Annotated in this window: 9 protein-coding genes; 1 reads left to right on the top strand and 8 read right to left on the bottom strand. The window is 64.3% G+C overall.

Features of this window, described 5'->3' with window-relative positions; translation table 11 throughout:
- The 6 genes from J0I64_RS19435 to J0I64_RS19410 all read right to left on the bottom strand — a co-directional run.
- Positions 1–206, bottom strand: a 206-nt coding sequence (locus tag J0I64_RS19435; RefSeq protein ID WP_291411357.1) for a hypothetical protein, incomplete at its 3' end; no start/stop codon positions are given.
- An 11-nt stretch (positions 207–217) separates the two neighbouring features.
- A complete protein-coding gene (locus tag J0I64_RS19430) occupies positions 218–1,483 on the bottom strand; it encodes an efflux RND transporter periplasmic adaptor subunit (RefSeq protein WP_291411355.1) in 1,266 nt (421 codons plus the stop codon).
- 16 nt (positions 1,484–1,499) lie between these two features.
- Positions 1,500–2,048: a PadR family transcriptional regulator gene (locus J0I64_RS19425; RefSeq protein WP_291411353.1), complete on the bottom strand. Its 549-nt coding sequence runs from the start codon at positions 2,046–2,048 to the stop codon at positions 1,500–1,502.
- Positions 2,049–2,208: 160 nt separating this feature from the next.
- Complete coding sequence (gene cysQ, locus J0I64_RS19420) at positions 2,209–3,039, bottom strand: 3'(2'),5'-bisphosphate nucleotidase CysQ (protein WP_291411351.1); 831 nt, start codon at positions 3,037–3,039, stop codon at positions 2,209–2,211.
- Positions 3,040–3,213: 174 nt separating this feature from the next.
- The gene (locus tag J0I64_RS19415) at positions 3,214–3,999 is read right to left on the bottom strand and encodes an SDR family NAD(P)-dependent oxidoreductase (protein WP_291411350.1); all 786 of its coding nucleotides are present in this window, start codon (positions 3,997–3,999) and stop codon (positions 3,214–3,216) included.
- Between the two features lie 84 nt (positions 4,000–4,083).
- Positions 4,084–5,349: an AGE family epimerase/isomerase gene (locus J0I64_RS19410; protein WP_291411347.1), complete on the bottom strand. Its 1,266-nt coding sequence runs from the start codon at positions 5,347–5,349 to the stop codon at positions 4,084–4,086.
- A 150-nt stretch (positions 5,350–5,499) separates the two neighbouring features.
- Here J0I64_RS19410 and J0I64_RS19405 point away from each other — a divergent pair, with 150 nt between their 5' ends.
- Complete coding sequence (locus tag J0I64_RS19405) at positions 5,500–5,940, top strand: cupin domain-containing protein (protein WP_291411345.1); 441 nt, start codon at positions 5,500–5,502, stop codon at positions 5,938–5,940.
- Here J0I64_RS19405 and J0I64_RS19400 read toward each other — a convergent pair.
- Both J0I64_RS19400 and J0I64_RS19395 read right to left on the bottom strand, forming a co-directional pair.
- A complete protein-coding gene (locus J0I64_RS19400; protein WP_291411343.1) occupies positions 5,937–6,884 on the bottom strand; it encodes a class 1 fructose-bisphosphatase in 948 nt (315 codons plus the stop codon). The two genes, J0I64_RS19405 and J0I64_RS19400, sit on opposite strands and share 4 nt — an antisense overlap.
- Positions 6,885–7,010: 126 nt before the next feature.
- On the bottom strand, positions 7,011–11,525 hold a 4,515-nt coding region (locus tag J0I64_RS19395; protein ID WP_291411341.1), incomplete at its 5' end, for an NAD-glutamate dehydrogenase.

Raw genomic sequence — 11,525 nt, 5'->3', positions numbered from 1 at the left:
TCCGCCGGCTTGGCCAGCAGGTTTTCCGCGTCGCGCGGCGATACGCCCGTCTGACTGATGGAGACGTAGAGATAGGGAACGTCGATGGCCGGGAAGCTTTCCTTGGGCAAGGAAAGGTAGGAAGCCGTGCCAGCCGTCAGGACGATCACCATGACGGTGAGGACGACCCTCGGCATCCTCAGAATTTTTTCGATGAAGTCGAGCATCAAACTCGTCCTTAGCTGGCTGCGGTTTCAGCGGAAGCAGTCGCGGGGCTGGCCTTAACGGCCTGTCCGGCAGTCACACTTTCCTGGCCGACGGTGATCACTTCGGTCACCGGGGGCAGGCCCGTCACCCAGACGCCCTGGCGGGTGTCGCTGACGATGGTCACGGCGTGGAAGGCAACGACGCCATTTTCCACGGTCCGCACGCCCAGCACGCCGTCATCGTCGAGCGTCAGGGTCGACTGTGGCAGCAGGTGGCCAGGAGCCGAACCGAGATTGACCACGGCCTCGGCGGTCACGCCGTCCTTGATGGCGAAGTCGGCGTTCGGGATCTCGATTTCGACCGGGAAGGCGCGGGTCGCATTGTCGGCCTGCGAGGCGATATAGGTCACCTTGCCTTCGACGGACTGGCCCGTGACGGTCTTGATCGAGGCGGTGAGCCCGATCTTGGCCAGACCAATGTGCTTTTCCGGAACCATGCCGGCAAAGATCATCGGGTCGAGCTGCACGATGGTGGCGCAGGGGCTACCGGCGTTCAGCATCGAACCGACAGTGGCCACCGGGTCCTGCACGAGGCCGGCCACCTTGGCGTTGATTTCGGTGCGGTCGAGTTCAGCTTTGGCATTGTCGAGACCGGCTGCTGCCTGGCTGACGCCGGCCTTGGCCTGGGCGAGGGCCACGTCGGCGGCATTGGCGGTGTTGGCAGCGGCAAGGCCCTTTTCGCGCAGGCCCGCATTGGTGTCGTAGTTTAGCTGGGCCTGGGCGAGGGCCGCATTGGCCTGGTCGACGCCGGCCTGGGCCTGGGCGACGGCGGCAACGCGCGTACCCTGGTCGAGCGTGCAAAGCTGGTCACCCACTTCCACGCGCTGGCCCTTGGTCACATGCACGACGTCAACAGCACCGGCTGTTTCCGCCACGGCGGTCACCGTCGACTTGGCGCGGGTGCGGCCACGCAGCGGCACATCAATCGGCATCGGCTGGGCGGTAAAGACCTGGGTGCGGACGTCCGGCAGTGGGGCATTGGCACCGGTCGTCTCTTCGTTGCGCTGGGCAATGGTCAGGGTCGGGTCGGTTGCTGGTTCATGGTGCTCGGCCAGAACGCCGGCATTGGCCAGTGCCTGTTGCACCGGACCATGATCCTTGCCTTCGATGACCGAGACGATCGGCTTTTCACCGTTTCCAGGGCCGTTGCCGCCCTGAACCAGTGTGCCGGTGGCGAGCCAGGCGCCTGCTCCGAGCAGGATCAATAGCGCCAGACCATAGGAAAACAATGCACGCATAGAATAGTCGCCCCTTTTATTCCGCCGCGTCCTTGCGCTCGTCGGCTCTCGATAAGTTGATCAGTTCGTCCATATGGGTACGCAGGTACTTCTCTGCAACGCCCAGTACTTCACGACCGTAGTTGAGGACCCAGCAATCGGCTGGGCTGCATTCGTGTTCGTCCCGCACCTGATCCAACTGCTGCCGTTCGGCGATCAGTTGGTCGAGATGTGCCTGCGCCCGCTCTGCCACCAGAGTTTGCGGCAGAATGCTGACAAATCGTGCCAGCAGCAGAAAAGGACTGCGAAATACATCGTCACCGAGCGGAGCATGCAATTCATCTGCAAAGGCCTGCCGTCCGGCGTCGGTAATGGAATAGACTTTTCGTGCGGGCTTGCCCGCTTGCGGCACGGTCCGGCTGGTGACGAGGCCATCGTCCTCGAGTTTTGCCAGCGCGGGATAGATCGAGCCAAAGCTGGCTTCGATGAAATAGGCGAACTCGCCTTCCGTGCACATGCGACGGATATCGTAGCCCGTGGCTTCGCCCTCGTAGAGAACCGATAGGCAGAGCGTCCGCACGTTCATATAGCACAACCCTCCCAGCGTTATGCCGGTTCGATATATGCTGGGGCTATATAACTACAACCCCCGCCGCACAAGATTTACGACGGTTTTGATCGTGCAGATCAGTTAAGCGTTCGTTGCATGGCACTTTTGCTACAAATGAGTGCCTGGTCGAAGTCGGCTACTGCAGCAGTGCCCGCATCTCCGCTGCAGCCTTTTGCGCCAGTTCAAGGCTGGCAGCCGCGACGAAATAGGGGTTGAGGAAGCTCAGTTCGTGCTTCCCGTAGCGCATGGGTGCGCCATCAAGTGTTACCACGGCCCCGCCGGCCGCTTCCAGTACCGCCTGGCCTGCTGCGGTGTCCCATTCGCAAGTTGGGGTAAAGCGAGGGTAAAGCTGCGCATCGCCGCGCGCCAGAAGACAGAATTTCAGCGACGATCCCACCGAGACATCGCTTTCGACATCGAGCGTCTGGCAGAGCTTTTCGAGCGCTTCATGCCCATGCGAACGACTGGCGACGATCCGCAGCCGCGGTAGCCAGCCGACATTGATCGCGCGCTTTTCGGTGATGACGCCATCGACCACGCGCCCGGTCCATGCGCCACCGGCATCGCCGACGAAGAGCCCGCCTGTCACTGGCGCCAGCACCACCCCCATGGTCGGCTGGCCATGTTCCACGAGCCCGATATTGACCGTGAACTCGCCATTGCGCTTGATGAATTCCTTGGTGCCATCGAGCGGATCGACCACGAAATAGCGTTCGCCCAGTTTCGGCACGATCCCGGCCGCCACGCTCTCTTCGCCCAGCACCGGCAATCCGGTCCCGGCGAGCGCCGCAATGATCACCTCTTCCGCCGCCGCATCCGCTTCGGTCACCGGCGAACCGTCCGATTTGGCCACGGCGTGGATCGGCCTCGAATAGACATCGAGGATCACCGCCGCGGCGGCAATCGCTGCCTCGACCACGATGTCGGTAAGGCTCTGGGTAGCGGCAAGGGCAGATGTATCGGTCATTTGGCCGGCTTTTTGCGGAAAAGTCAGCGCGTGTTTACGCCCGCCAACCCCGCCATGCAATCGATGGATTTTGCCGACGGGGCAGGGCGCCCCAGCCCTTCGTGCCCTCCACGCCACGCGCCAGTCCCGCGAAAGCGGGAAACCCCCGTCTAAGCAATGAGCACCCCGACGCCCCTACCGCAACAACCCCTGCCCACCATCGATCCATACTGGCGTCCCGGTAATATGCCGCGCTCCGTCCGACACCAGAAACAGCACCGCCTCGGCCACATCCTCGGCCTTGCCCGGCGCACCCCCGGTGATGGGAATATCTCCTTCCGGAAACTCCACCGGAATCTCGGTCTTTTCTCTGCCGCGCTGTTCGGTATTGTCCGAAATCTCGCTCTCGATCGCGCCCGGACACACCGCATTCACCCGGATTTTCCGCGGCCCCAGTTCCAGCGCCAATTGCTGGGCCAGCGCCACCTGTCCCGCCTTCGTCACCGAATAGGCGCTCGCCCCCGGCGTCCCAAAGGCCCGGGTGCCGTTGATCGACGAAACGATTACCACGGCCCCGCCACCCGCTGCTTCCAGCTTCGGCACCGCATGGTGGATGGTCAGATAGGTGCCGCGCAGGTTGACGCTGATGGTCTTGTCCCACTCGTCGGGCTTCAGATCCTCGATTGGCGCCCAGACCCCATTGATCCCCGCATTGGCAACGACAATGTCGAGCCGCCCAAACCGCTGCACCACGAGCTCGATGGCCCGCTCCATGTCCTTATCGTCAGAAATGTCGGCGGTGATGCTGAGCGCGGGCCCGCCCAGCGCCTCGATTTCCTCCGCCGTCTGGTCGACCTCGTGCTTCGTCCGGCTCAGTACGGCCACGGCCGCCCCCTCGCGCGCCAGCACCAGTGCGGTCGCCTTGCCGATGCCCGAACCAGCCCCGGTCACCAAGGCAATCTTGCCCTTCAGTCTTTGCATCTCGGCCTCCTGTTCAGGAGGCACAACGAAAAAGGGCGGCGCAGGGTTGTCCCGCGCCGCCCGATTTCCGATCACTTCAGGCTGTCAACGCGCCGTGTGATCCTGCTCGATGATCCCATGCGTCAGGCTGCCGGTGGCAGGGTAAAGCGGAATGAGGCAGGCCTGCAGCGCGTGATAAATGTCCGGCTTGCCGACGAAAAGGTTCGAAGCTGGCGTCAGATCTTCCTTGAGTTCGCTGAGCCAGCCGCCGCGCGCATGGTCGATCACGTGGTTTTCGGCATAGTCCCAGAGCTTGCGATACCAGGCCTGGAAATAGGCGTCGTTGTCGTGCGCGCAGATAAAGGCCGCAGCGCCAATGGCCTCGGCCACTGGCCACCACAGCTTTTCGCGGATCGCCGGCTTGTCGTCCCAGTCGAGCGTATAGAAGAACCCGCCATGTACCTTGTCCCAGCCAAGGTCGATCGAGTTCTGGAACAGGCGCCGCGCCGCATCGGTCATCCAGGCATGCTGTTTGTGCCCCAGAACCCAGAGCTGGTAGAGCAGGCGCGCCCATTCCAGCCAATGGCCCGGCGTCGTGCCGGAGGGGCGGAACATTTCGTTCTCGTGGCGATAAGTCTTGTCGACCACCCAGCTCTCGTCAAAATGCTCGGCGACGCGATGCCCCAGCACCACGGCGTTTTTCTTGATGATCAGCTCGGCAATCCGCTCGGCCTTCTTGAGATAGGCCTGGTTGCCGGTCGCCTCGAAGGCAGCCATCAGCGCCTCGGTGAGGTGCATGTTGGAGTTCTGGCCGCGATAACTGCTGATCGGGGACCAGTCATTGGCGAATTCCTCGCGGACCGCACCCTGCTTCTCGTCCCAGAACCGCTTCTCGATCACCTCGGTCGCATCAGCGATGACCTTGTCGGCCAGCGGGTGCCCCACCAGCTTGGCGCTGGCGCCGGCCAGCAGCACGAAGGCGTGGCCATAGGCCTGCTTGGCGCCATCGACAAAACCATTGTCATCGAGCGACCAGACATAGCCGCCATGTTTCTGGTCGCGATGCTTGTTCCATAGATAGTTCATGCCGTGGTCGACGATTTCGTCCGATCCCGGCCGCCCGATAAGGCTGCCCACCACGGCGCAATGGATCATGCGCGTCGTGACGTGGATCTGCCGCACGGCATTGTCTTCGTTCAGCGGCATGCCCTCGTCGTCGAGCTCATAAAACCCGCCCTTGGGGTTGATCGAGGCCGCTTCGAAAAAGTCGAAGAGGTCGTTCGCCTGACGCATCAGGTATTGGCGGTGAAAGGGGCGCTTCTGCCAGGGGCTGGCATTGGTCTTGGGCAGAGAGGTGGTGGCGTCGCTCATCGTGGCTCCCGTCCGGCAAACAAAACCGGGCATCTCCGAAGCTTCTACCGGCACTTTCGCAACGTTGCAAATCCTTGTCCTGAGCCATCCGCTGGCGACCTTTGCGCCCTCGTGCTAGATTGGCACCAGCTCATTGAGGAGATAGGCGCCATGTCTTTCCTGCGGGCCCTTGTTTCATTTCCCGATAGTCCGAAAAACGGTCGTGCCCCACACGGCAGCCCGATCCTCGTCCATGCCACGGCCGAGGAAACCGGCGGCACCATCGGCATGTGGGAAAACTTCATCCCCCCGGGCAAGGGGCCGACGCCCCACACCCACACCCGCGAAACCGAGGTGTTCCGCGTCATCGAGGGCACGTTCCGCTTCTGGTGCGGCAATGACGTCATCGAAGGCGGCGCGGGCACGGTGGTGACACTACCGCCCCACGTGCCCCATCACTGGCTCAATATCGGTGATACCACCGGCCGCATGATGGGCATCGCCACGCCCGGCGGTGCCGAACGGCTCTTTCTCGAACTAGCCGCGCTCGAAAATCCAACGCCGGCCGACATCGCCCGCATTGAGCAAAGCCTCGGGATCACCAGCCACTAGGTTTTGGCGTACCACGCCTCCGCCCGCCGCACTTCCTCGGCCGATCCAAGGATCACCGGCACTCGTTGGTGAATGCCGCTCGGCTCGATATCCAAGATCCCCAGCCGCCCGGTCGTCGCCAGCCCACCGGCGCCCTCGATCAGCCAGGACATCGGATTGGCCTCATAAAGCAGCCGCAGCCGACCACCCTTGCTCACGGTCTCGCTGTCGAGGGGATAAAGGAAAATCCCGCCGCGCATCAGGATGCGATGGATATCGGCCACCATCGAGCCGACCCAGCGCATATTATAGCGCTTGCCTGCCGGACCCGTTTCCCCGGCCACGCTTTCCTGCACATAGCCAGTGGTCGCCGCGTCCCAAAAGCGCTCGCGCGCCGTGTTGATGGCAAATTCGCCCGAAGTCTCGGGCACCTTTGCCGCCACGACCACCTGCACCCACTGGCCCTCGGCATCGAGCGTAAACACCGACACCGCCCCGGCAATGCGAACCACCAGGCTCGTCGCCGGCCCATAGGCCACATAACCGGCGGCCGCCTGCGCCCGGCCTTTCTGCAGCAAGCCGCCCGCGCTCTTCAGCACCGAAAAGATGGTGCCCACGGTCACGTTCACATCGAGATTGGAAGAGCCATCGAGCGGATCGGTCGCCACGATATAGGCGCCGCCAGTGCCAAGCTGCACCGCGTCGTCTAGCTCCTCGGAAATGAGCGTCGCAACCGCCGCATTCTCGCGCAGATGCTTGAGGACGATGTCGTTGGAGATGACGTCGAGCGCCTTCTGTGCCTCGCCCTGCACATTGGTGTGGCCGGCAAGGCCGGTCTGCCCGGCAATCGGGGCCACGCGCAACACGCCCGAAAGCTCGGCGCTCGCCGCCGCCATGCTGGCGATTACGCTCTGCAGAGCCAGATCGTCGGTTTCGGACTTAAGCCATTGCGCGAGCGTGGTCATGGGCAACTCCTTGTTGCCGCCACTGTCGCCATTGATGCCGCCCGGACAAGACCGACTTTCGTTTAGGCACGCAAACAAAAGCCCGCCGCAGGCTATCCCGCGGCGGGCAATTTTCTTCGTCGGGTCTCAGCCCTCGCGCGCCAGATCAGCGAGAAGACCCGCCGCCACGCTCAGCCGCGACACCGTCGCTGCGCCGCCTGTCAGCTCGGTCACCGCCTTCACGGTCCGGGCAATGCCGGCCTCGTGCTCGCCCTGCCAGGTGGCGAGATCGCCCGATTTGAGCACGTCCGCCGTCAGGTCGCGCAGCGCGCGCATCAGGTTGGCGAGGGCGCGGTCGAGCGCCATGCGGTCGAACCGGTCTGCAAGGGCAATGCTGCGTCCTTCCTCGACGATGCGGAAGAGGTCGAACTGCCCCGCCGCGCCAAAGAAGGCCTCAGCCGCCGCCTCGATCGAGACCCCGGCGCGTTCCGCCACCACCACGATATCGCTGGCATTGCCGATCACCGGCAATTCCCCGATCCGCTGGGCCAGCTCCTCGCTCACCCCATGGGTTACAAGGCTCTTGACCCGCGCCGTCAGTGCATCGCGCTCCTTGGCCGAGAGGAGGCCCGCGCCGACACCGCGCAGCGCCTCGACCCCGGCCTTGTGCCGTTCGACAAGCGCGGCCACATCGCTGGCCCCGACATTGCCATTGCGCAGGAACCACAGCGCTTCGCGATAGAGCAGGGCTTCCACCTGCGCATAAAGCGTCAGCTGCACCGATCCCGGCACCTTGGTGTCGAGCGCATCGATCGACTGATAGAGTGCGGTGAGCCCATAGATGTCGCGCACCGCCGCATAGGCGAGCGCCACGTCGCCGGCACTGGCGCTGGTTGCCGCCATGAGTTCGGAGACGAAGGCCGGGCCGCCGCGATTGATCATGGCATTGGCCAGCACCGTGGCGATCACTTCGCGCTTCAGTCGGTGCCCCTCGATTGCTCCCGGATAAGTCTCGTGCAGCGCCTTGGGGAAGTAGCGGAAGAGCTCGCCGGCCAGATAGGGCGTGTCGATGGCGCTGCCGACGATCAGGTCGTCGAACAGGGTCAGCTTGGCATAGGCAAGGATCACGGCCAGCTCTGGCCGTGTCAGCCCATTGCCCTGCGCCGTCCGTGCGTCGAGCACGGCGTCGGTGGGCAGGAATTCGACGGCCCGGTCCAGCAGGCCGCGCTCTTCCAGCCCCTCGATCAGCACGCGATGGTCCGGCAGCTCCGCCGTTCCCGAGCGTTCCGCAAGCGATATGGCAAGGCTCTGCAGATAGTTGTTCCGCAGGCAGAGCGCCGCCACTTCGTCGGTCATGCTGGCGAGGAAAGCTGTGCGCGCATCGGCATCGAGTGCCCCCGCCGCCACGACCGGCGCCAGCGCGATCTTGATATTGACCTCAAGGTCGGAGGAGTTGACACCCGCCGAGTTGTCGATGGCGTCGGTATTGATCCGCCCACCCTTGAGCGCATAGGCGATGCGACCGCGCTGAGTCACACCCAGATTCGCGCCTTCGCCTACGACGCGGGCGCGCACCTGGTCCGCCGAAACGCGGATCGCGTCATTGGCGCGATCACCTACGGCAGCATCATCTTCTTCTGCCGCCCGGATATAGGTGCCGATACCGCCGAACCACAGCAGGTCCACCTGCGCCGAAAGAATGGCCCGCATCACCTCGTTTGGCGTCGCGGTAGCCTTCTTGAGGCCGAGCAGAGCCTGCATTTCCTCGCTGAGCGCAATGACCTTGAGGCTGCGCGAGAACACCCCGCCGCCGTTGGAAATCAGGCTCTTGTCATAATCCTGCCAGCTCGAACGGGGCAGGGCGAAGAGCCGCTTGCGCTCGGCAAGGCCCACGGCCGCATCCGGCGAGGGGTCGATGAAGATGTCGCGGTGGTCAAACGCCGCCACGAGCCGGATTTCCGGCGACAGCAGCATGCCATTGCCGAAAACGTCGCCGCTCATGTCACCCACACCGGCAACGGTGAAAGGCTCGGCCTGGATATTGCGGTTCATCTCGCGGAAATGCCGCTTCACCGCTTCCCAACCGCCACGCGCCGTGATGGCCATCTTCTTGTGGTCGTAGCCCGCCGAACCGCCCGAGGCGAAAGCGTCGCCGAGCCAGAAGCCGCGCGAAATGGCGATGGCATTGGCCGTGTCCGAGAAACTCGCCGTGCCCTTGTCCGCCGCCACCACGAGATAAGGATCGTCCCCATCGCGCCGCATGGTATCGACCGGCGGCACGACGGCGCCATCCACCAGGTTATCGGTCACATCGAGTAGCGAGCCGATGAAGATCTTGTAGCTCTCGGTGCCCTCAGCCATGAACGCATCGCGCGCCATGCCGGCCACGAGCCGTTTGGGTACGAAGCCACCCTTGGCTCCCACCGGCACGATCACGGCGTTCTTCACCTGCTGCGCCTTTACCAGGCCCAGCACTTCGGTGCGGAAGTCTTCCGGCCGGTCCGACCAACGCAGACCGCCGCGCGCAATCGCGCCAAACCGCAGGTGAATGCCTTCGACGCGCGGCGAATAGACCGAGATTTCGCGATAGGGCCGGGGGGCGGCCATGCCGTCCACCTTGGCGCTGTCATACTTGATCGCCAGGGCCGGGCGACGCTGGCCATGCTCGTCCCGCTGGAACGAGTTGGTGCGCAGCGATGCATCGACGAGGTTGAGGAAGCGGCGGATGATCGTGTCTTCGTCGAGCGATGCCGTCGCCTCGAGTTGCGCCGCGATGGTGTCGCGTGCTGCCGCCTCGGCCATGCCGCGGCTGGCAAGGGCCGGGTCGTGCAGAGCCGCAAACAGCGTCACCAGCGCCTTGGCGGCTTCCGCCTGGGTCACCAGCACCTGCGCGATGTAGCGCTGCGAATAGGAAATCCCGATCTGCCGGAGATAGCGCGAAAACGCCCGCAAGAGCGCCGCTTCCGTCCAGTCGAGCCCCGCCTGGGTCACGCGCGTATTGAGCTGGTCGCTCTCGGCCGCGCCACCCCAGACGGCGAGCAGCCCCGCCTCGATGGCCGCGCCGCGCGCCGCCACGTCCAGTTCCGCGCCATTGCTCGGCGCCAGCACCATGTCATGCACGAAGCGCTCGATCCCGTCGCGCGGGATCACCGTATAGGTGCGCTCATCGATGACCTTGAAGCCGAAATGCTCGAGCATGGGCACGCGGTCCGAAAGCGGAATGGCGCCGCCCTTGGCGTAGAATTTTAGCCCCAGCGCACCCTCGGCACCCTGCCGCGCCCGCAGTTTGAGCGCGATCTCGCCCTCGTTGACGCCACCGAGCACCGCGATGTCGTTGATCGCGTCCTCGGCCGTGTTGCGCGATTGATAGGCGGTGGAGAAGGCCGCGCGATAGTCGCTGATGGCTGCCGGATCGGGCGCCGCCTTGAGCAGCAGGTCCGAAAAGTCCTGCGTCAGGCCCTCGACCCGCGCCTCAAGCTCAGTCCGGGTCGGCGTCGGAGTCGGCCCGGCCACGCGGCCGATGATCACATGCAGCCGCACCAGGTCCCCTTCGGGGAAGTTGGGGTAATAGGCCGAAATCCGGCCGTCATAGACATCGGCGAGATAGCGCGTGATCCGCGCCCGCACATCGCCGTCATAGCGATCGCGCGGCACGAAAACGAGGATCGAGACGAAATTGTCGAACCGGTCGATACGCGGCAGCACCCGTACGCGCGGCCGGTCATAAAGCGCCGCGATCGCCTCGGAAAACTCGGCCAGCTGCGCCGTGTCGATCTGGAACATTTCGTCGCGTGGATAGCTGTCGAGCGCGCTCAGCAGTGCCCGCCCGGCATGGCCCAGCGGATCGAGCCCGCTCTTGCGCATCACCTCGCCGATCTTGCGGCGAATGATCGGCACCTCGGTATGCGGCGTCGCCAGCGCCTGGGCGGTGAAAAGCCCGGTCACGCGCAGTTCTCCGCGCACCGCGCCCGCGGCGTCATAAAGTTTGACTGCCACATAGTCCATGTGCGCGCGGCGATGCACGCGCGAGCGCACATTGGCCTTGGTCACCAGCAGCGGCTCGTTCGAATTGAGGAAGGCCACCAGTTCGGGCGTCGATTCCACATAGTCCTTGCCGAGGCGCAGCACCTTGAGGTCGGTATCGCGCAGAATGCCGAGCCCGCTGCCATCGACGGCGACGAGGTCCTGCCCGTCGAGCCGATATTCGCGCACGCCGAGGAAGGTGAAATTGTGCTCGGTGAGCCATTCGAGGAACAGCAGCGGCTCGTCGCGCAGCCCCGGCTTCAGGCCATCGAGCCCGGCCATGGCCTGACGCAACTGGTCGAGCATGCCGCGCCAGTCGCCCACGGCCCGCGCCACATCGCGCAGCGTCGAGGCAATCTCGGCATGCAGCGCATCGAGATCGGCCACCGGCTCGCTATGGATATGGAGCACGCTCAGCGCCGCACCACCGCTTTCGACCACGGCGCGCTGGCTCACATGCACCACCGGGTGCGAGAACAGCCGGACCACCCCGCCCATGGCGCGCAGCGCTGCCAGCGTCGAATCGACGATGAAGGGCATGTCGGGAGAAATGACGTCGATAACCAGCGGCCCGCTGGCGGTCTGTGGCGGCGTCATCTGAATGCGCGTCTCGGTCAGCGGCCCGCTGACAGCAGCATC

This window comes from Devosia sp. (assembly GCF_017307565.1).
GTDB lineage: Bacteria > Pseudomonadota > Alphaproteobacteria > Rhizobiales > Devosiaceae > Devosia.
The sequence above is the reverse complement of the archived record's forward strand: the minus strand, read 5'-3'. Positions and strand labels throughout refer to the sequence as shown.